The organism is Reichenbachiella sp. (genome assembly GCF_965233835.1).
Taxonomy (GTDB): domain Bacteria; phylum Bacteroidota; class Bacteroidia; order Cytophagales; family Cyclobacteriaceae; genus Reichenbachiella.
Genome location: NZ_OZ247585.1, coordinates 3,052,128 through 3,073,716, shown reverse-complemented (window position 1 = coordinate 3,073,716; position 21,589 = coordinate 3,052,128). Strand labels below are relative to the sequence as shown.

The window sequence follows — 21,589 nt, the reverse complement described above, 5'->3', positions numbered from 1 at the left end:
TCTAGATAAAGGTTGTTCCAGAAAACTCGTGATGTACTTTTGCTGCATTATTTATAATCAGTCTTAATAAACATAATATATTTGCGACTTATGAAATTCAGCAAGATTTACATCGGTTTACTTTTTGGAGCAACGTTGATGTCATGTAGCGATGACGAGACCACTCCATCTATAGATACACCGGATACTTATACATTTACCAGAGATGGAGCTAGTACTATTTCCTATAGCGGACAATCCACTAGAATAGCCATGTCACAAGAGTTTGGTACAGCACTGAAAGCAGGAGTGAATACCAAAGATGAATTGTTAGCCATGTACGGGCATGAAGAAGGTAATGATGATTTTTTGGATGCAGCTTTGAATGCATCGAGTAAAAACATGAAGAGCAAAACTGCTGCTTCAGCGGAATTTTCAGGTAGCGCTGTTGATGCTGATGACATAAGAACACAAATTGAAACTTGGATTGGTCAGCAAGTAGATGAGGTATTCCCAGTTATGCAAGGAGAAGTTATAGCTACAGCAGGAACAGCCGGACAGTTAGCAGATGGTGATAACACGAGATATGTAAGTGCCGATGGGATTGAGTACAACCAAGTGGTGGCTAAATCACTTATTGGCGGACTTTTAGCTGATCAAATATTGAACAACTATGTAAGCACTACTAAATTGGACGCAGGAACGAATGTTGAAGATAATGATGCTGGTGTGGTATTAGAGGGTAAAACCTACACCAATATGGAACATCAATGGGATGAGGCATATGGTTATGTGTATGGTGGTCTGAATGCACCTAGTGATTTGCTCAAATACATAGGTAGTGTAGATGGAAATGAAAACTATGCTGGTATAGCCGATGCAATTGAAGATGCTTTTATTTTGGGAAGAGCTGCTATTGTAGCTAAAGATTATACGGTGAGAGATGCTCAAGCAGAAATAATCAGAGAAAATATTTCGAAAGTAATCGCAGTAAGAGCTGTACATTATCTCCAGGGAGGAAAGGCATTGCTTGAAGCCCAAGAATATGGAGGTGCTTTTCACGACTTATCCGAAGGGCTCGGGTTTGTGTACAGTTTGCAGTTTACAAGAAAGCCAAATACAGATTCTCCATATTTCACTAAGGCAGAAGTAGAACAATTTTACGAAGATATATTGGCCAACGAAAATGGTCTATGGAATGCCTCTTCAACTACGCTTGACCAAATTTCACAGGAAATTGTTGATGCTTTCGGTCTGGTGCTGGATGAAGCAGCATTATAAATTATTGATAATTAAAAAATTGGATGAGGTCAGTTTTCAATTGACCTCATTTTTAAGTTTATGAAGGTTTCTAGAGTTCTCTTATTTGTGATTTCGATTGTCCTGTTCTCTTGTGATTCAGGAGGTGACGAGTCCGTCAATGATAATTTCGATCGTGGAGCCATGTTGGTCAATTGGGCAGATAACATCATTATTCCTGCCTATGACAATTATGTACAGGAATTGGAAGGGTTGGCTACCGCCATGCAGAACTTTACAAATAACCCATCTGAAGACCTCTTGGTAGAACTGAGAACCAAATGGAAATCAGCTTATTTGGCCTGGCAATGGGTGGCTATGTTCGAAATAGGAAAAGCTGAAACGCTAAGCCTACAAAGTTATACCAATTTTTACCCAACAGACCCAACAAGCATTGAAGCCAATGTTGCATCCGGGAGTTATAATTTAGACTTGCCCTCAAGAAGAAATCAACAAGGTTTTCCAGCTATCGATTACTTGATCAATGGTGTTGCGACAACTGATGCTGGAATAGTTGCGGTATACACAGATGAAAATTCAGGAGCCTCCTACAAGACCTATTTAGACGTAGTGGTTTCAAAGCTGCATTCACAAACCACTGATGTACTAAACGACTGGAACAATGGTTATCGAGAGGTGTTTGTAGATAATGATGGCTCAAGTGCAACTGGTGCAGTCAATAAGTTGGCGAATGATTACATATTTTATTTCGAAAAGCATTTACGTGCTAGCAAAATAGGTATCCCTGCAGGATATTTTTCTGGTACCAAGGATGCCAGTGATGTAGAGGCCTATTATGGAGCAGATGTTTCGAAAGCACTTTATGATGAAGCATTAATGGCAAGCGAAGCCTTTTTTAATGGACAACATTTTGGTAGTGAGTCAAAAGGAGAAAGTTTTGCCTCGTATTTGAATTATTTGAACTCTATAAAAGAAGGTGAGGATTTGGTCAAATTGATCAACGATCAGTTCACCACTATAGAAACTACAAGTAGCAGTTTGTTGGCTGACCTATCCGAACAGGTAGAAGCTAATAATACACTGATGCTCAGTACATATGATGAGTTGCAGAAGAATGTGATTTATTTCAAGCTGGACATGCTTCAGGCTTTGAACATAAAAGTGGACTATGTAGATGCAGATGGGGATTGATACACAATCATCATATTGGAATCAAACCACACAGGCCGCCCCATTAGCGGTCTTTCGTGTTTTATTTGGGCTGCTTATGTTTTTGAGTATGATTAGGTTTTGGGCCTATGGCTGGATAGAACGCTTATACCTCGAACCAGCTTTTCATTTTTCTTATTATGGTTTTGAATGGGTGAAACCGCTAGGAGGGTTTACTTATATTCTCTTCATAATTTGTGGATTGTCAGCCTTGATGGTTTCGGTAGGATATAAATACAGAATAGCAATAGTGGTTTTCTTTTTAAGCTTCACCTACATCGAGTTAATGGACAAGACTACTTATCTCAATCACTACTATTTCGTGAGCCTGGTGAGTTTTGTAATGATTTTTCTGCCGGCAAATGCTTATGCCGCAATTGATGCTTACAAGCATAAAGAAATAGCATCTGAATATATCCCTCAATGGAATGTCGATGTGATTAAGCTGATGTTAGGTGTTGTCTATTTCTATGCTGGTTTGGCAAAACTGAATTCTGATTGGTTGATCCACGCTATGCCTTTGAAAATGTGGCTTCCCGGCGGTTATGACTTGCCCATACTAGGCTATTGGCTCCAACAGACTTGGGTACACTATGCCTTGAGTTGGGCAGGGACGTTGTATGATCTCTCAGTTCCATTTTTACTGATTTACTCGGCAACCAGGTGGTTTGGGTATACTATGGTGATTGTGTTTCATGTACTTACCAGCTTGCTATTTCCCATAGGTATGTTTCCGTACCTCATGATAGCTTGCACACTCATTTTCTTTCCACCAAAATGGCATGTGAATGTATTGAAAAGGTTGGGTCACTCTGTTTCTTGGATGCGACCGGATAATTATGCTGGTCGTACTTTGAACATAGATAATAAATCTTTTTGGACAAGAGTCAAATTGAATGCGATAATCGTTTTCTTTGCGCTCCAATTGATAATTCCTTTTCGATATCTTATGTATCCGGGAGAATTATTTTGGACGGAGGAAGGGTTTCGGTTTTCCTGGAGAGTGATGTTGATGGAAAAGGCAGGTATTGCGGATTTCAAAATTGTTGATGGAAAAACCGGTCAACGGTTTTATGTGGACAATAGAGATTTTCTAACCCCTTTTCAGGAAAAGCAGATGTCGTTTCAACCTGATTTCATATTGGAATATGCACATTACTTGGGTCATCATTTTGAGTCTCAGGGACATGAAAATCTGGAAGTGTATGTAGATAGTTACGTGGCACTCAATGGACGACCGAGCCGTCCATTTATAGATCCTGAAGTGGATTTAATGAAAGAAAAAGAATCATTCAAACATAAGCAGTGGATTTTACCATTCGAAGATGAGATTAAAGGTTTGTAGCATAATTGGAGTATTGCTGTTGTTGGCTCAAACATCATGGGCGCAGCATGAATTGAAGGGTAGAGTTACTGATGCTGTTTCAAACAAAGGGATTGCCTCCACACAGGTTTATATAGAAGAGCTAAAGAAACTGATTGATACGGATAAAGAAGGGTATTATCGTTTCACAAATTTACCCGCAGGCAAATACACACTGATTATTTTTTCCTATCAGTACGAAACACTGGCCACTCAACTAGAGCTTAGTAGCAACCAAACCATAAACTTCCAACTCTCAGAATTGATGACAGAGCTTTCAGAAGTTGTTATCAATCAAAAGAAAGAAGAGATTTTCAGCTTGAAACGACTCCAGCCTGTGGAAGGTACTGCTATTTATGCTGGGAAGAAAAGCGAAGTAATTCTTTTGGATCAGATGGTAGGCAATCGTGCTAGTAACAATGCACGTCAGGTTTATTCTCAAGTGGTAGGGTTAAATATTTATGAAAGTAATGACGGTGGACTACAGTTGAGTATAGGTGGGCGAGGACTGGACCCAAACAGAACGTCCAACTTCAACACCAGACAAAACGGCTATGACATCAGTGCAGACGTATTAGGCTATCCTGAGAGCTATTATACACCACCTGTAGAGGGCTTAGAAGAGATTGAAGTGATTCGAGGAGCAGCATCGCTGCAATACGGTACACAGTTCGGCGGATTGATAAATTTCAAAATGAAAGAGCCAGTAGCAGATAAGAAGGTTGAATTGGAATCACGCCAAACTGTTGGGTCATTTGGGCTTTTTACTAGCTTCAATAGCCTGATTGGAACAGTAGGTAAGTTTAGCTATTATACTTATTTCAACTATAAACAAGGAAATGGCTATCGACCCAATTCTGATTTCGATTCTAAAAACTTCTTTACCAATTTCAGATATGCCTTTAGCGACGAAACCAGTATCTCTGCCGATTTTACTTACTTGAAATATTTGGCACAACAAGCCGGAGGTTTGACGGATAGCCAATTTGCAGAAGACCCCATGTTCAGTAATCGCGAACGCAACTGGTTTGAAGTAGATTGGAAACTATATTCAATGAGACTAGATCATAAATTTTCCAACAGAACGGATTTCAGTCTCAACGTTTTTGGTTTAGACGCTGAGCGAAATGCACTTGGGTTTAGAGGAATTCCAGGCGCGGATGGTCTTAATAGAAACCCTGTAAACGAGCCAGATTGGACAGATGAAAATGGAAATTATGTTTACCCAAGAGATTTAATCAAAGGCAGTTTCAATAATTGGGGTGTAGAGACAAGGTTACTGACGAGATATAGCTTATTTGATCGAGATGCAGTGTTTTTGATAGGAGCTAAGTTTTACAAAGCAGAAAACACTTCATTGCAAGGCCCAGGATCGTTTGATACTGATGCGAATTTTTCATTTGATGTGAATAATTCGACTTATCCATATGTTTCGGATTTCACCTTTCCCAATCAAAATTTGGCTTTTTTTGGAGAGAATATTTTTTACCTCAATGATAAATTATCTATAACGCCTGGTTTCAGGATTGAGCACATTAATACAGAAAGTGAAGGGACTTACCGTGTGTTTCCTGACCCAACGGATGACACCACCTATAGAGATACAACCGATGTTCAGTCTTTACCCAGAACCTTTGTTTTATTAGGTTTAGGTTTGAGCAATGAATTCAATCCGAACTTTGAGCTTTACTGGAATTTCTCTCAAAACTATCGTTCTGTTACATTTAGCGACATCAGAACCGTAAACCCATCCTTCATCATCGACGAAGATATTCAGGACGAAAATGGATACACATCAGATATTGGTTTGCGTGGAAAATGGAAGAGACATTTGTCCTATGACATTGGAGGCTATGTGATGATGTACAAGGATCGTATCGGGATCGTTTTCGACAATAGAGCAAATCGTGTAAGGACGAATATTGGAGACGCTATGATCTATGGTTTGGAGTTCTTTGCCGATTGGAACCTTATAGAAACCTTAAAAGGGGATAATCAAAAGGTTAAATTCAATTGGTTTGTGAATGCGGCTTTTACTGGATCCAAATACTTGAACGCCATTGAAGGAAACAACAATGTGGATGGCAACAAGGTGGAATTTATCCCAGATGTAAACATCAAAACTGGATTCAATATGGGCTATAAGAATTTACTAGCAAGTATTCAGTTTACCAGCATGTCTCAGCAGTACACTGATGCAGAAAATTCTGGTGTGGCAGAACCCGGCAATGCCAGAGAAGGAGTGATAGGAGAGATACCCGCCTATCAAATCCTTGACTTTTCCTTGTCCTATAGTTATAAGATGTTGCGTCTGGAATCAGGAGTGAACAACCTGACTGATAATAGTTACTTTACTCGAAGAGCTACAGGCTACCCAGGTCCAGGTATTATACCATCTGATGGTCGAAGCTTTTATTTGACTTTAGGGATAAAGCTATAAGGACTTTTTAATCTTCATTTCTATTATTGGTGGTCTAGCATGACCGTGTGATCCTTATCTTGAATTCGAAAAAGAAACAACAAAAAACCGTCAGGGCTCTGTGTTCGAAGGGGATGAGTATCAATCTATCATTGTTGTCTATTTAAAAAAATGAATTACCATTCTTTGAGTACGGCATTGAGAACTTCAATAAAAAAAATGGCATCGAGTCAAACTCGATGCCATTAGTATCATTCTAGTAATGATTTATTAAGACTGGTGATTTTTAATTATTAACGCCTTCTGAGCGGTAAACGCCAGTGCCGTAGTCACCATTCACGATTCTTACATCACCTGCATAAATATAAATGTTGTTAGAAAAACTTGGCCATCTATAGTCAACCTTGTTGAGCGTGTAATCATCAGTTGGGTATCCAGATCCTGCTGTAATTGTTCTCGTAGCTGTACCAAATTGGCTGTAAGCACTAGAAAGATTAGTCTGATCACCAAGGTTGATTTCAATCGAAGCTCCTGTACCACCATCTAAACTTACAATTTGTACATTAACTACTCCATCAGCATCGCCAGTATAGTCTCCTCCATTACTGAAGCCTATGCCAGTCACTTCGCCATCGGCGTTAAGGTATACATCACTGATTGTGGCAGTAGTTCCACCGCTAGGTGCTGAATCAGCAATTGCATAAACAGACCTTACATTACTATCGTAAAAATATGGATTATTGTTTCCATCAGTAGAGGCACCAAATATCGTTGCCATTGTTTCAATTCTAGGAAGTACTTCTGGAAATGAACCTGTTTCACTATCAAACTTGTTTACAGCAATTGTCTGGTCTAACTCTAAGTCTGGGTAAAAGAACCTAACATACGTGCTGCTGCTTACGCCTTTCGTAGGAATAGTAACAGAATAGTTGCCATCGGCATCAGTCTGAGTGGTGTATGTTCTATAACCATCAGAAAGGTTTACGTCAAATCTTAACGTTAGGTCAGCTACTGTTTCTTTCTCTTCGTTCGTTACATCTGTGTCAATGAAAATTGTACCCTTGATGGTAGCAGTTGATTCATCTGTTGCAGATGTTAATGAAATTTGCTGAGTAAACTGACTGATTCGGAAGTTACTTGTGGAAATAGAATTGGTTCCGTTTTTTGTGATGAAACTGTCTGCTTCTATTTTGTAGATATAGCTTCCTATGGCTATTCCAGGAAATAAAGCAACCCCGTTAGCATCAGAAACTACTTCCATAGGATCTCCACCTTGATTAATTGTAACTGTTGCGCCTTCAATAGGCTCGTTACCTAATGTTGAACCATTGTAGATATATAAGGCCAAATCCACAGATTGCTGAGCTTCTAAAGCATCTTCTTCGGTGAATTGGTCGCCACAAGACATTGTGAATGCAGCTATGAAAAGAATTAACGAATATTTTAAAAAATTAATTTTGGTCTTCATTATAATAATATTAGATGATTTAAAGATTAGGCATCAGTTAAAGGCTGATACCAATAGTGACGTATGCAGAATGTGTTCTTAGATCTCCCTGCACGTCGTAGAGATCGATGTAGCTATAGCCTTTTTTTGTTGAAGTAATACCATACCGGTATCTGAAATCAATAAAAAGAGAATTTGCTCCAATGTTTACTTCACCACCAAACCCAGCGGTAACACCGAATGTGAAAGGTTCATACTGACTAGTTACATTTCGAGAATTGTTGACTGTTCTGTAACTGCGATCTTCGATATAAGTAGTCTCGTAGGCGTCTGTAGCACTAATGGTGTATGATACTGCAGGCCCTAAAACAACAGTAGTTTTCAAATCGCCAAACTGCGCAACCTGATACTTAGCCAAAAGAGGCAAATCGATATTTCGAACTGTAGTTCTCGAACTAGTGGCATGCTGAGGCAATGCTCCAGTACCGAAACGACTATCATCAATAAAGCGAACATAACTACCACCTTGTTCGAGGTATGCAGGTTCTGCTTGTAGAGACAATTGGTCAGTTACACCATATTCAACAAATCCGCCAACAGTGAAACCGATATTATATCCGGTATGTGGTTGTGAATCGCTGAATGAACTGACGGTCATACCCAGTTTGGGGCCATATCTAATCATGCTTTTATTTTCATCTTGTGCTTTTGCCTGCGGCAAGAGGACAATGGTCGAAAGCATAACGACCATAAGTTTAGAAAAATGAATTTTCATTTTTTAATTATGATTTAAATAACTTAATAATTCCGCAAGGTTATTGGCATTAAGATTAAATGTCAAGTCGAAATAATTAAATAATTAAGAATAATAATCGACTTGAAAAAAATGCCAAAATGAAGTGAAGAATGGCAGGTATTTAACCGGATATGGCAGAATAGTGAAGAGCTGAAGTTTTAAATATCGACATCTAATTGGCCTAGAACTAATATTATATTCTGGTTTGTAGTTACAATAAGTATTGGATACGACATCTCATGATCTTAATTGGATGGAATTTTCTTACCGACTGAAATCAATGATAAATTAATAAAATTACAGCGGTTTTTTTGAAATTATTGAAATATTTATTGTAGTAAATAATTTCTGTTTTATGGTATAAATAATTTATTTAGGCCAATGGTGTCCAGTGGGTTGCGAAAAGCTTAATTCACATACTCCTAGGAAGTGATTAAATTTTAGACCTACCTATATAGGTCTAAAAATCGAAGAAAAGCATCTCCATTGGAAACAAGAAATGTAGACTAGGTGTCGGTAATATTTAGACACGCACGACTTGTTGTGCAGACGTATGCAGTGGTTTAAAACTAATTAAACTAGCCAATTGAAAGAGACTGCTATTAGTGAGATTCAACTCCAGGCAAGCTTTTAACCCAGGTAACTAATTTTTCAACCTGTTCGTCGGACAAACTAGCTTCTCCATGAATAAGTGTGTATGAAGGTAAAGGCATTTCACCTTCTTCTACTTCTTCGTAGAATTCTTCCAATTTGTGCAAAGCTTTCTTTTCTGAATAAGTACCCCATTCTGAAAGATTGAAGTGCTCACGGCCTTCTTCGATATGGTCTCCAATCCACCATGACAACGGAGCTATACTAGTGTACCATGGATATTCAGTATGATAAGAATGACAATCGTAGCAGGAAGTTTTGATAATTTGAGAAATTTCCTGCGGTGGATTAGTTATGGCAATAAAATCGTTGCTGACATCATACGATGGGTTCTCTTTGTCTATCCCAAAGAATTGCATGATAATAAGTATGGCAACCAGGCCAGCTATAATTTTTGTTTTCAGTGTCATTAGTATGCGCTTAAAAAATTGGATTCGAATATATAAGTTTTAGATGGTAAATCCACCATCAGCTGTATAAACACCACCAGTACAATAGGAAGATGCTTCAGAGGCTAAGAACAGTGCCAAACCCGTGATTTCATCAGACTCGCCAATGCGCTGAAGGGGGAGATGCTTAACAAATTTTTTAGTCAGATCATCATTACTCCATAGTGCTTCGCTAAACTTGGTTTTGATCAGGCCGGGGCATATCACATTGGCGCGAATGCCTTGTGGTCCTAGTTCCTTCGCCAGTACTTTTGTGAGTGAGATCAATGCTGCTTTGCTCACGCTATAAATACCTAAATGTGCTTCTGGGGAAATGCCACCGACACTACTGATATTGATGATGGATCCACCAGCTTTCAAATGAGGCACACACAGTTTGACCAGTTCAAACGGCCCCTTCACATTTACATCCATGATCTTATCAAATGCCTCTGTGTTAGTTTGGATGACAGGACCAAAAACGGGATTGGTAGCTGCATTGTTCACGACGATATCGATTTTTCCATAAGCTTCCAGTGTTTTGTCAACCAGATTGCCTATTTCATCCATGTCACCAGTATTACAAGCTACACCTATGGCTTCAAATCCTGCTTCAGTTATTTTTTCAGCCACTGCATCAACTGCTTCTTGTTTTCTACTTGACACGACTACTTTGGCACCAGCTGCTGCGTAAATGGAGGCCATGGCTTCGCCGATTCCTTTGCTGGCACCAGTAATAATGGCGACCTTATCTTTCAATGAAAATTTGCTCATTTTGTATGATTGGATTTAATGTGAATATCTGTTTGAGGGAATGGTATTTCAATTCCGTTTTTATTGAATAGTTCGTTGATTTCGAACCTAATATCACTTTTGATCGATTCTATTTCCCACATGTTTTTGGACCAAAACCGAATCTCAAGGTCTAAAGAAGAGTTGCCAAAGTTGATGAATCGTCCAAATGGTTTGGGTTTTTTAGCCACTTCCGGATGGTTGGCCGCAGCCTGTTCAATCAGTTGAGTTGCTTTTTTTACATCAGAACCATAGGCGACACCCACACTTACCTTGAAACGCGTAGACTGTCGGTTATGAGACCAGTTGATCACTTTGTCGCTGACCAATTTAGAGTTGGGCACAATGATAATGATGCCATCTCTCGTGACTACTTCAGAAGTTCGAATATTGATTTCTGTAATTTTTCCTACGAGACCTTCGAGTTCTACGATATCCCCGATAGACACGGTTCCTTCAAACAAAAGAACTAAACCTGAGACCAGATCATTGAATTGTTGCTGTACTCCAAGCCCAAAGCCTACCAATAGCGCAGCGGAACCTGCCAAAAGCAAGGTAAGCTTAACGCCAACCAATTCCAGACCAATAGCGATAGCCGCAACGATGACCACATACTTTATGATCTGATAAAAGGCCCAAGCCCGGCCTTCATCAAACTGGCCAATTTTGATCTGCCTTTTGAAGAAGCGTCTGAGTATAAAAAGCACTAACCTGGTGGCTACTACCACGCCCACAATGGCGAGGATATGATATACCATGATATTGATTTCACCGAAGTGAATAAGCTTAAACTGGAGGAATTCCTTCATTCTTATCTTAGTTGGAGGTTAGTAAATACTAATCCTTAATTTCCATAATAGGTTTTTGCAATGCAAGATTGTTTGGGTAAAATACCGTTTTTTTCTTTTCTACTTCGAGTTGTAAGGAGAAGAGTGTCATGTCCATAATAATTCCTTCAATGGTATTGTCTCCATCCACTATTCTGATTTTTGTACCAATTCGATGAGGAAAACTGAAGAAGAGTACAGCACTGGCAGTGATGTTGCTCAAAATAGACCAACTCGCAAAAAGCGCAATACCTGCGACGGTAAAAAAGGAAGCAAAATAGATGGCAATACCTTCGAAGGTAATGTTCCAAATAAAACCCAGCAGGATAAGACATACTAATGTAAAGGTGCTGTTGATGATCTTAGCGGTATCGGCAGCACGTCCTTTTTTGAATTTTCTACTTGTGGCAAATTTTTCGGTATACCGCCGCGTGAGAAACTTGGCAACCGAATAAATGATAAGGAGTCCAACGGAAAGTGCACTTTGGATGATAAGCTTGTCTTGCATGAAATAATAAGAGTAATAGTTTGATTGGATCGAAGTTAGAATTTAATTCTTTTATTTTATCGTGCTTGATACAACAAAATCACTCTATTTTTGATTATAACTATTAGAGAAACACAAAATTGATTATTATGAAATTTCCACTTTTGGTTACTGTTCTGGCTTTCCTATTTGTTTCATGCGATGAACTAGAAAGCGTTCTAGATCTGGGTCTGGCAGATGAAGAAATTGTGTCTGGCCTGAAAGAAGCTTTAGATACAGGTTTAGATAGTGCGGTTACTTCAGGGTCTGCCGTAGATGGTTATTTGAAAAATGAAGCCATCAAAGTGATACTTCCAGAAGAGGTAACTAAGCTTCAATCCGAAATTGAAACCGGTGAAGTATTGGGCGTAATTTCTTATCAAAATTTATTGGATGCCTATGTGGCCACGAATCCTGATATTGATACTGATCCGTTTGAAGAGTTGGTGGTCGCGATGAATAGAGGGGCGGAGAAGGCAGCAACCAAAGCGACTCCAATATTTGTGGATGCAATTACTAGCATGAGTTTTATCGATGCACTCGAAATACTTCAGGGCAACGAAACAGCCGCCACGGATTACTTCAAAACCAATACAAGCTCTGCATTGATTACGGCCTTCCAACCCGACATAAAGACCGCGTTAGGTGAAACAGCCGCCACGGATATTTATTCAGGTGTTGTTGATTTTTTGAGTTGGGAGCATACTGAAACTATTCTTTTAGTTCCGGTAACTGTAAAGGTTAATGATTACGTCGGAAAGGATCTCAACCTACCTGAAACTCTTGATGAATACGCTACTACGAAGGCAGTGGATGGACTCTTTCATTTGGTAGGGGAAGAGGAAAAGAAAATCAGGAAAGACCCGCTACAGTACGCCAGTGATATCATTCAAAAGGTATTTAGTAGTGATGAGGCCAATGGCTAATATTGGTCTTCATGCTAATTCCTAGCTCCTTATTCTTAGCTCTCCGTTTTCAATAGGAATGGCTACCTTTACCAAGGTGGTGAAAATAAATATGCCCATCGCCCATATGCCTAAAGTCACACCGATCTCGACTAGTGTAGGGGTGTACTCCACAATGTCGCCCCACGGTCCAGGGATAAATCCAGGTATGATCAAGCCCATTCCTTTTTCGATCCAGATCGCTACGAACAATAATCCACAAGACAAATACATAAAAAATGGCTTGCTTCTAAAAGTGTGAATAGTCAATATAACTGTGGCGATGACATTCATGCCAATCGAAGAATAGATCCATGGCATCAAGGCATTTTTACCTTCCAGACCAAAGAATAAGTAATAGGCACTAATACTATGGTGTGTCGGCGCATAAAACTCTTTGAATAATTCGGAAAACAACATGATCAAATTGATTTGGGCTGCTACGGTGATGATAGTCGTGATTTTTTTGACCGTCTTTTCCTCTATTGCATACTTGGTGAATTTGTTGATTACCCCTAAAGCAATCACTATTAGGGCAGGCCCAGCAGCAAATGCAGAGGCTAAAAATCTAGGGCCTAGTAAGGCATTGTTCCAAAAGGGTCTGGCTGGCAAGCCTGCATATAAAAAAGCGGTTACCATGTGAATTCCCACGGCCCAAAAAACGGAAATGAACACACCTGGTAGATAAATATTTTTATTGGGCGATTTGCCTTTGTACTTGGTAAAGAGAATATAAAAAGGAATACTGATGTTAATGAATAAATAACCATTGAGTACCAAAACATCCCAGGCCAGCATAGAGGATGGAAAATTGAAATAACCTAATTTCGGAATCAAATGCCAAGCTCTGGCTGGCCCACCTAGATCTACGGTCACAAATGCCAAACACATGATTAAAGCAGAAACTGCTAAACCTTCTCCAATAAGAACGGCTTTATGGAAATCCATGTCTTTAAGGATGTAGGTAGGAAGCACAAGCATAACAGCAGCGGCAGCCACACCCACCAAAAAGGTGAAATTGGAAATGTAAAGTCCCCAACTTACCCTGTCACTCATGCCAGTAATAGATAGTCCTTGATCAATTTGCAAGTAGTAGCAATAAGCTCCCATTAACATCAATAGGGTCAAGCTCCCCATCCAAATGTGGTAGGTTAGATTGCCTTTCGTAGCTTCTCTGAATCCGTCTTTTATAAGTTGTGTCAGTGCATTCATTCGATAATCACTTAGTCCATGTAATACCAAAACTTAGGCTCAGTACCCAGGTCTTCTTTCAGTCTAAAAACTTTTTTATTGGCCAATACCCATCGTATTTCACTATCTGGATCAAGCAAGTTGCCAAATACACGAGCACCTGTAGGACAGGCTTCAACGCATGCTGGGTTTTTGCCTGTGCGAGTCCTTTGGATGCAGAAAGTGCATTTCTCCATTACGCCTTTTTTTCGCATTCTATTACCGAGGTAGTGCTGTTCTTTGTTGACTTGCTCTTCCAATACTTTTGGGTCGGACCAGTTGAACCTTCTGCCATCGTAAGGGCAGGCCGCCATACAATATCTACATCCAATGCACCAGTCATAGTCGATGACCACAATGCCATCTTTTTCCTTCCAGGTAGCACCCACAGGGCAGACATCTACACAAGGTGGGTTGTCGCAGTGAAAACATTGAGTACCCATGTAAAAGTGTCCTTCTGCCGGTACTTCATGATAGTAATCATCATCAGCAAATTCAAAATTGATCTGACCATTTTTATGTTCATGAATCCGGATGTATTGCATTTCAGAGTCACGATCCTGATTATTCTCTTCTACACAAGCATTCACACAATCCATATAGCCCTGGCATTTGGAAATATTGAAGGCATACCCATAAAGCACATCTGGTTCAGCATCTTTTGCAGACAAATTGATGGTGCTACCTTTATTAATTTCATAAAGCCTCGTCAAACGATCTACAGTTCCTTGTTTTTCGTCTTCTGTCATCAGTCGGAAATTGCCCTTGAAATATTCTTCCCAGTTTAGTTCAGCCTTTTCCTTTTTGGTGTCACTGGCAGTTACGCTACAGGAGGAGTTTACCAATCCCGCTCCTGTAAGCAATCCTAGTGATAACTTCCGAATGGCATCTCTTCGGTCTGATTTTTTATCGAAAACCTGAGAAAAACCATCAGGTTTATTTTGTGAACAGCCACAAGTCGATTTTCCGCAGCCTTGATTGTTGTTGGTTTGATCTGGCATATTGTTATTCGTTTTCTTGTTGGTTTATTTTAGTTTTATTTAATCTAGACGGCCATCTGGGTTTGAATGCGGGGTCATGTGGATTATGACAATTCACGCACGTCATACTCACCCTGGGAGGTGCCCAGCCACCCACTCTTTTACCATGTGCGCCACCCAGCCAGTCTTTCTTCTGCTGAGAATGACATTGCCCGCAGAGATTGTAACTTTTATTGAATGACATTGGCTCCTTCGTTAAGGATACCAGCTCGTTGAGGTTTTGATCATTGTGACAACTCAAGCAATTCATAGTTTCACTTGGCGCATGATGAATGGATATGTTCCAATGTGATTTCTTGTATTTTGACAACTCACTTGATTTCAATGATTCAATCGATCGATCATGACAATTTAGACATGAGAAAAGCTCGATTTGGCTGGTTCTTTCTGGTACCAGGAAGTCATTACCTTCTGGCCATACTACAGGAACTAAAGTAATGTCGCCGACATGGTCTAATGAACTCACTTCATAGGAAATGGAGTCCTTATCCAAATGATTTACCTTATCCATGATTCCATGCAAGTGTGCTTCCTCGTCTTCGAGGCTCTTGGTAGGACTGGTGCACTGTTGAAAGAGTATCATGCACCATAGGTATAGTATAGTATACTTATTCATTTTCATTATTTCTTTTCCAGGTCATACTTGCAGCATAGCCTTTGGTTATTTCTTGAGCCTTAGATACCACAGGTACATGACATTGTCTGCAATTGCTTCGTTCAGGGTGTGAAACTCGTATTTCTTTTGGAGCTGCCGGACCGCTGTGGCAAGCCATGCAATTGGATCGCATTTGCAAATCATGAGGAATGACTGGAGGGCTGCCTGGCATGGCTCGATTGTTCACTGGCTGAGCTTGCGCTGCTTGCCACTGATGTGGTTTGAATAGCTGGGTAGTTTTTGTTGGGACATGGCACTGCTTGCAATTGATTAATTCGGGATGAGGAGTTACTGGAGCATAGGCTTCAAATTTAGCCACATACCCACCATTGTCATGACACTGTAAGCAGCTCTTATCACCAATGCCTTTTTCAGAAAGTAAGGGGTGAGGAATGGTAGGAGGTGCTCCTGCATACGCTCGATTGTCATAGTAAGAATTCAAACTTCTCTCAAGTTCAGGATGAGCCTCCATATCTACTTCAGTAGCTGGATTGTATGCTATCCGAAACACATTGTGTTCTTTGTCCAAACTGGATAAAGGTGGAGTTAACTGTTGCTTGACCGGTATGCCCTTAAAATCTTCATCTAAACTCTTATTGAAAATGAAGAAAGCCGCAATAATCAGAATAACCCAAAAAAATATGATCGGGTATTTGGATGATGCCGTCATACCTTTTCTACTTTAATGGCACATTTTTTATAATCGGGTTGCTTCGAAATAGGGCAGAAGGCATCTAAAGTCAATTCGTTGATCAACATGGATTCATCGAAAAAAGGTACAAATACTTCACCACTTACTGGCTGGCCTCTTTCATCTACTGAGGCTGGAAGTTCAATGGTGCCTCGTCGACTCGTCAATCTGACTTTATCGCCCGTTTGGATTTTCATAGCTTTTGCATCTCCAGGATTCAACTCTACATAGGAGTGGGGTACCGCTTGGTGCAATACTGGAATTCTTCTGGTCATTGATCCGCTATGCCAGTGTTCGATCACTCTGCCTGTATTGAGTAAAAATGGATATTCGCCATCGGGATTCTCAGGGGCAGCTTCATATGGCCGTGCCCAGATCCAGGCTTTGCCATCAGGCTTGCCATAAAAATCATAGCCATCACCTTTGGCAGCTGGATCATATTTGGCATGAAAACGCCATTGAGTACTTTTCCCATCTACATAAGGCCATTGCGCACCTGGCTGCTTCTTGAGTACCTCATATGGAGCAATGCCGTGTTTTGCGCCTTCATGATGACGTGCATATTCAGCCCATATCTTTTCTATGTGTTCTTCTTTTGACCAGGGGAATAGTTTTTCATGCCCCATTCGTCTAGCCACTTCAATGATTTGCCAGGTATCACTCATGGCCTCACCTGGCGCATCAAGCATTTGATCAAAGTGTTGAGTTTTTCTCTCAGAATTACCGAACATACCTTCGCGCTCTATCCACATAGCTGAAGGCAAAATGACATCAGCAATATCTGTAGTAGGAGTAGGGTAGACATCAGATACCACGATGAATCGGCCATCTTTTTTAGTTGCGTCTCGGTATCGATTTAATTTTGGCATAGTTACCATTGGGTTGGTAACTTGAATCCACATAAATTTTATGTCTCCTCTATCTAGTGCTCTGAACATCTCCACTGTATGATAGGTAGGTTTTGCGGGTATTTTTTCTACGGGTACTCCCCATATCTCTGCAGCATGTTTTCTATGCTCTTCGTTCATTACCACACCATGTGGTAGCTTATGAGTTAGTGTACCCACTTCTCTAACCGTACCACAGGCACTTGGCTGGCCAGTGAGTGAAAAAGGGCTATTTCCTGGAGTTGAGATTTTGCCAGTAAGCAAATGAATGTTGTAGACCAGATTGTTGATCCATGTACCACGCGTGTGCTGGTTCATTCCCATACACCACAACGACATCACCTTCGTATTAGCGTTACCGTATTGAGCGGCCAAATACTTCAAATCTTTAGCTGAAACACCAGTAAGTGCTTCAACCTTCATAGGATCATAAGGTTTTAGAAATTCAAACAGTTCATGGAACGAGATGTCTTCTGCCTTGTCTTTGAAACTGAATTTATCTTCTAAGCCATAGCCAATGTCAGTTTTGCCTTTTTTGATAGTGCAGTGATCCTTAACGAATTGTTTGTTGACCCAATTGTTCTTAATAATCTCAAAGCAAATGGCATTGGCTATGGCCAAATCACTTTGAGGTTTAAACAGAATGGTTTTATCAGTAGCCCCAGACGTTCTTGTTACTCTGGTCGTAAGGTCTATAATCTTGACATTTTTTCTTTTCTGTCTTTGTTCCAATATTCTAGAAAACAGTACAGGGTGCATCTCAGCCATATTATTTCCCCAAAGCACAAAAACATCGGCATGATCAATGTCTTCGTAACAACCCATGGGCTCATCCATGCCGAATGACGTCATAAAACCAGTCACTGCACTAGCCATACACAGTCGTGCGTTGGCTTCTAGGTTATTGGTTCCAATACCACCTTTCATGAATTTTGAAGCGACATATCCGTCTGGAATAGTCCACTGTCCTGAACCATACATGGATACCGAATCTTTACCATGATTCTCTATGGTTTCTGACATTTTCGAAGCCACCAAATCCAGAGCCTCTTCCATGCTGGTTTCCACCAATTTTCCGTTTTTACGAATCATTGGTTTGGTTAGTCTATCCTTTGCATAAAGTGCCATTACCGAATGATACCCTTTGACACAGCATAGGCCTTTGTTTACAGAGTTTTGTGGATCACCTTTAACGGCCACTGCTTTCTTGTCTTGAAGTCCAATTAACAAACCACAACCCACTCCACAAAATCGACAGGGAGATTTTTTCCACGTAATATCACCTTCTGGAAGGTTCTTTTCTTGCTCTTCGGCAAACAAAATACCTGGAAACATCGAAGCTGCGGCAGCCATTGCAGATGCCGTTGCTAATTTTTTAAGAAATTCTCTTCTGGATTGAGTAGATGTACACATAAAAGTTAGTTATTGTCATTAAAGCCTGAAACCATTGTCAATTGCTCAAGGCTCTCTAAGGCATGAATTTTTTCAAGAAGTGTTTCTTCCGCCTTTGAGTCCTCGGTTTCGGTAACCACTACCAATAGATCTTTATTCGAGCTAGGTAAAGCATCACATTCAGGGAATGAAGCTATTTGATCAGTTAGTAATGGTAATTGATCTCGTTTCGGTATGGCTAGAAAACTTGAAATAGGCATATTGACTTGAGGTTTAGTTTATTTCGAAATAAAGTTGGGAATTAATGATCAGTATGAATTGAAATAACTAGAAATTCTAATCATTCAACAAACTGATTTTCGTCATGTTTTTGAATCGTCGAAATACATTGACTAATTATTTTATTTACTCATGATTTAAATAATCACTGACATTCTTTAGGTCCACTTCTTATTTCAATGACGTTTCGTAGGATTGATCTATCTTTGACTGTCTATTATATATGCGCTTAAATTTGATGTTCTAATGATCAAAGTTGTCAAACTACTTTACACCCTTTCTATATTCGTATTTCTTGCTGTTTTATTGTATGTGTATGCCTTCTTGCCAAATCAAATTGGAATTTTCTTTGATGCCGGAGGTAATGCTACCATATCTATGCATAGAGCGGATTTCTTTTATTCTGCCTTAGGTCTTTTCATCTTGACCAACGGATCAATTTTACTATACAGGAGAATGAATAGGGGACACCTTAATCTTGGCAAGTCGGAGTTCGAAGATATGACCACGGCTGAAACTATTTACCACTGGCTAAACGGGCTTTCGTTCGTGATCAATGTGATTTATATTTTCTCCATCATGTTTGTGGGCATGTATCATAACTCGGAACATTTCGATATCACCAATTACGTTGCGTTGATATACATTGGGCCAATCCTTCTGGCGGGTTGGATTTTTTGGTTTATTTATTTACAATTTTCTAAGAGGTAAAAAGGTTCTGTCTGTCAATTAGTTATATGTATTGATTTAAATAATCAATCAAATAAAATGCTGATTTTCGGATAGTTGGAGTGGTCTTTTAGGTTGAAATTTTTACTCCAAATGCTCTATATTCACCTCCAATTTTGGAAAGTGTAAAACCCCCATTTTTAGTTTTTGATTAATAATCTTTAGGAATAGGAGACGTATGGCTGCTAGTGTAGAATATAATGAAGATAGTATTAAGTCGCTTGATTGGCGAGAACATATTAGGTTAAGGCCAGGTATGTACATTGGTAAACTTGGAGATGGTTCAGCCGTCGATGATGGAATCTATGTATTGGTTAAAGAAGTGATTGATAACTGTATCGATGAGCATGTTATGGGGCATGGTAAGACCATCCACGTGAAGGTTGGTGATCATCGTGTTGAAGTGAGAGATTATGGCCGTGGTATTCCATTAGGCAAAGTAGTAGACTGTGTATCTAAAATAAATACTGGAGGTAAATATGATTCTTCAGCGTTCCAAAAGTCTGTAGGGCTGAATGGTGTGGGTACAAAAGCAGTAAACGCATTATCCACCTATTTCAAAGTACAATCGTTCCGTGAAGGAGAAACTAAATTGGCAGAATTCAATACGGGCGAATTGACGAATGATGCCAAAATTGCTAAGACTTCCGAACGAAACGGAACATTGATTGCCTTTGAGCCAGATAATACCGTATTCAAGAACTATCACTTTATTCCGGAGTATTTAGATAATCAAATCTGGAATTATGCCTTCCTAAACGCAGGTTTGACCATCAATTTTAATGGTCAAAAGTATCATAGCGAAAATGGTCTTCTGGATCTTCTGACAAGGAAATCAGATGTTGATACCTTAAGATATCCAATTATCCACCTGAAAGGAGATGATATAGAAATTGCCATGACACACTCCAACCAGTATGGAGAGGAGTATTATTCTTTTGTCAATGGACAGTATACCACACAGGGTGGTACTCACTTGGCCGCCTTTAGAGAAGCAGTGGTTAAGACCATCAGAGATTTTTACAAGAAGGATTATGATGCCGCAGATATCAGAGCCAGTATTGTAGGAGCCATTGCCGTCAGAGTGCAGGAGCCCGTGTTTGAGTCTCAGACCAAAACCAAACTGGGATCATTGAACGTGGCACAGGATGGGCCTACCATGAGGAGTTTTGTTCTAGATTTTGTACGAAAAGCCTTGGACGATCATTTGCATAAAAATCAGGCTGTTGCAGACGCCTTGCTTAAACGGATTTTGCAGTCAGAACGTGAAAGAAAAGAAATTGCGGGCATCAAAAAATTGGCTAACGACAGAGCCAAAAAAGCCAATTTGCACAACAAGAAATTAAGAGATTGCCGTATCCACCTTGATGATAAAAAAGGAGATGAAGACAAGAAGTCTGAAACTATGCTGTTCATCACAGAAGGTGATTCGGCCAGTGGATCGATCACTAAATCCAGAGATGTTCAGACCCAGGCGGTATTTAGTTTGAGAGGGAAACCATTCAACTGCTTTGGTCACACCAAGAAAGTAGTCTATGAAAACGAGGAATTTAATCTGCTTCAGCATGCGCTAAACATTGAAGATGGTATTGAAGGTCTGCGTTACAGAAAGATTGTAATTGCTACAGATGCCGATGTAGATGGAATGCATATTCGTTTGCTTTTGCTAACCTACTTCTTACAATTTTTTCCTGAACTGGTAAAAAGCGGTCACGTGTTCATTCTAGAAACACCCTTGTTTAGGGTTCGAAACAAAAAAGAAACGATTTACTGCTACAGTGATGAGGAGCGACAGAAAGCTATTCACAAGCTGGGTAGCAAGCCTGAAATCACACGCTTCAAAGGGTTAGGGGAGATTTCACCAGAGGAGTTCGGAGAATTTATTGGCGAAGACATTAGACTGGAGCCAGTGATTCTTAGAAAGGATACCAAAATCGAAGACCTTTTGAAGTTCTATATGGGTAAGAACACGCCAGACAGACAAAATTTCATAATTGATAAACTAAGAGTTGAAAAAGACTTAGTAGAGGAAGAACTAGTTTAAC

The 21,589-nt window shown here is 39.9% G+C and carries 19 protein-coding genes; 7 read left to right on the top strand and 12 right to left on the bottom strand.

The window, feature by feature from the left end; genetic code table 11:
• Positions 1-90 precede the first annotated feature (90 nt).
• From ACO6S2_RS12965 to ACO6S2_RS12950, 4 genes are read left to right on the top strand one after another with little or no spacing between them, the layout of a single operon-like run.
• Complete coding sequence (locus tag ACO6S2_RS12965) at positions 91-1,260, top strand: DUF4856 domain-containing protein (protein WP_422358982.1); 1,170 nt, start codon at positions 91-93, stop codon at positions 1,258-1,260.
• Positions 1,261-1,320: 60 nt separating this feature from the next.
• Entirely contained in the window at positions 1,321-2,430 is a 1,110-nt protein-coding gene (locus ACO6S2_RS12960) for an imelysin family protein (protein ID WP_422358981.1), read from the top strand.
• Positions 2,414-3,793 carry an HTTM domain-containing protein gene (locus ACO6S2_RS12955; protein ID WP_422358980.1) on the top strand — a complete coding sequence of 460 codons (1,380 nt, stop codon included), beginning with the start codon at positions 2,414-2,416 and terminating at the stop codon, positions 3,791-3,793. Before ACO6S2_RS12960 ends, ACO6S2_RS12955 begins: the two co-directional genes overlap by 17 nt.
• Positions 3,774-6,251 carry a TonB-dependent receptor domain-containing protein gene (locus ACO6S2_RS12950; RefSeq protein ID WP_422358979.1) on the top strand — a complete coding sequence of 826 codons (2,478 nt, stop codon included), beginning with the start codon at positions 3,774-3,776 and terminating at the stop codon, positions 6,249-6,251. Before ACO6S2_RS12955 ends, ACO6S2_RS12950 begins: the two co-directional genes overlap by 20 nt.
• A 265-nt stretch (positions 6,252-6,516) precedes the next feature.
• Here the strand turns inward: ACO6S2_RS12950 and ACO6S2_RS12945 are convergent, their stop codons facing one another.
• From ACO6S2_RS12945 to ACO6S2_RS12920, 6 genes are all read right to left on the bottom strand, one after another.
• Positions 6,517-7,698 (bottom strand): hypothetical protein, encoded by a 1,182-nt coding sequence (locus tag ACO6S2_RS12945; protein WP_422358978.1) that lies wholly within the window; start codon positions 7,696-7,698, stop codon positions 6,517-6,519.
• 37 nt (positions 7,699-7,735) lie between these two features.
• On the bottom strand, positions 7,736-8,452 hold the full coding sequence (locus ACO6S2_RS12940; RefSeq protein WP_422358977.1) for a porin family protein: 717 nt from the start codon (positions 8,450-8,452) through the stop codon (positions 7,736-7,738).
• Positions 8,453-9,075: 623 nt separating this feature from the next.
• Complete coding sequence (locus tag ACO6S2_RS12935; RefSeq protein WP_422358976.1) at positions 9,076-9,534, bottom strand: heme-binding domain-containing protein; 459 nt, start codon at positions 9,532-9,534, stop codon at positions 9,076-9,078.
• A 39-nt stretch (positions 9,535-9,573) separates the two neighbouring features.
• Positions 9,574-10,326 (bottom strand): glucose 1-dehydrogenase, encoded by a 753-nt coding sequence (locus tag ACO6S2_RS12930; protein WP_422358975.1) that lies wholly within the window; start codon positions 10,324-10,326, stop codon positions 9,574-9,576.
• Positions 10,323-11,153, bottom strand: coding sequence for a mechanosensitive ion channel family protein (locus ACO6S2_RS12925; protein ID WP_422358974.1), 831 nt, complete (start codon positions 11,151-11,153; stop codon positions 10,323-10,325). Before ACO6S2_RS12925 ends, ACO6S2_RS12930 begins: the two co-directional genes overlap by 4 nt.
• Positions 11,154-11,181: 28 nt before the next feature.
• Positions 11,182-11,679: a mechanosensitive ion channel domain-containing protein gene (locus tag ACO6S2_RS12920; RefSeq protein ID WP_422358973.1), complete on the bottom strand. Its 498-nt coding sequence runs from the start codon at positions 11,677-11,679 to the stop codon at positions 11,182-11,184.
• A 128-nt stretch (positions 11,680-11,807) separates the two neighbouring features.
• On the opposite strand from ACO6S2_RS12920, the gene ACO6S2_RS12915 reads away from it, so the two are divergent.
• Positions 11,808-12,623: a DUF4197 domain-containing protein gene (locus ACO6S2_RS12915; protein WP_422358972.1), complete on the top strand. Its 816-nt coding sequence runs from the start codon at positions 11,808-11,810 to the stop codon at positions 12,621-12,623.
• Between the two features lie 21 nt (positions 12,624-12,644).
• Here ACO6S2_RS12915 and dsrP read toward each other — a convergent pair whose 3' ends face one another.
• The 6 genes from dsrP to ACO6S2_RS12885 are packed head-to-tail and all read right to left on the bottom strand — an operon-like array spanning position 12,645 to position 18,796.
• Positions 12,645-13,853 carry a sulfate reduction electron transfer complex DsrMKJOP subunit DsrP gene (dsrP, locus tag ACO6S2_RS12910; protein WP_422358971.1) on the bottom strand — a complete coding sequence of 403 codons (1,209 nt, stop codon included), beginning with the start codon at positions 13,851-13,853 and terminating at the stop codon, positions 12,645-12,647.
• An 11-nt stretch (positions 13,854-13,864) separates the two neighbouring features.
• A complete protein-coding gene (gene dsrO / locus ACO6S2_RS12905; protein WP_422358970.1) occupies positions 13,865-14,872 on the bottom strand; it encodes a sulfate reduction electron transfer complex DsrMKJOP subunit DsrO in 1,008 nt (335 codons plus the stop codon).
• Positions 14,873-14,876: 4 nt separating this feature from the next.
• The gene (locus ACO6S2_RS12900) at positions 14,877-15,494 is read right to left on the bottom strand and encodes a cytochrome c3 family protein (protein WP_422358969.1); all 618 of its coding nucleotides are present in this window, start codon (positions 15,492-15,494) and stop codon (positions 14,877-14,879) included.
• Positions 15,495-15,519: 25 nt separating this feature from the next.
• Positions 15,520-16,236 (bottom strand): cytochrome c3 family protein, encoded by a 717-nt coding sequence (locus ACO6S2_RS12895; protein WP_422358968.1) that lies wholly within the window; start codon positions 16,234-16,236, stop codon positions 15,520-15,522.
• Positions 16,233-18,557: a molybdopterin-dependent oxidoreductase gene (locus tag ACO6S2_RS12890; protein WP_422358967.1), complete on the bottom strand. Its 2,325-nt coding sequence runs from the start codon at positions 18,555-18,557 to the stop codon at positions 16,233-16,235. Before ACO6S2_RS12890 ends, ACO6S2_RS12895 begins: the two co-directional genes overlap by 4 nt.
• Before the next feature lie 5 nt (positions 18,558-18,562).
• On the bottom strand, positions 18,563-18,796 hold the full coding sequence (locus ACO6S2_RS12885; RefSeq protein WP_422358966.1) for a chaperone NapD: 234 nt from the start codon (positions 18,794-18,796) through the stop codon (positions 18,563-18,565).
• Positions 18,797-19,061: 265 nt separating this feature from the next.
• Here ACO6S2_RS12885 and ACO6S2_RS12880 point away from each other — a divergent pair, with 265 nt between their 5' ends.
• Both ACO6S2_RS12880 and ACO6S2_RS12875 read left to right on the top strand, forming a co-directional pair.
• Entirely contained in the window at positions 19,062-19,526 is a 465-nt protein-coding gene (locus ACO6S2_RS12880) for a hypothetical protein (RefSeq protein ID WP_422358965.1), read from the top strand.
• A 196-nt stretch (positions 19,527-19,722) separates the two neighbouring features.
• On the top strand, positions 19,723-21,588 hold the full coding sequence (locus ACO6S2_RS12875; RefSeq protein WP_422358964.1) for a DNA topoisomerase IV subunit B: 1,866 nt from the start codon (positions 19,723-19,725) through the stop codon (positions 21,586-21,588).
• Position 21,589 lies beyond the last annotated feature (1 nt).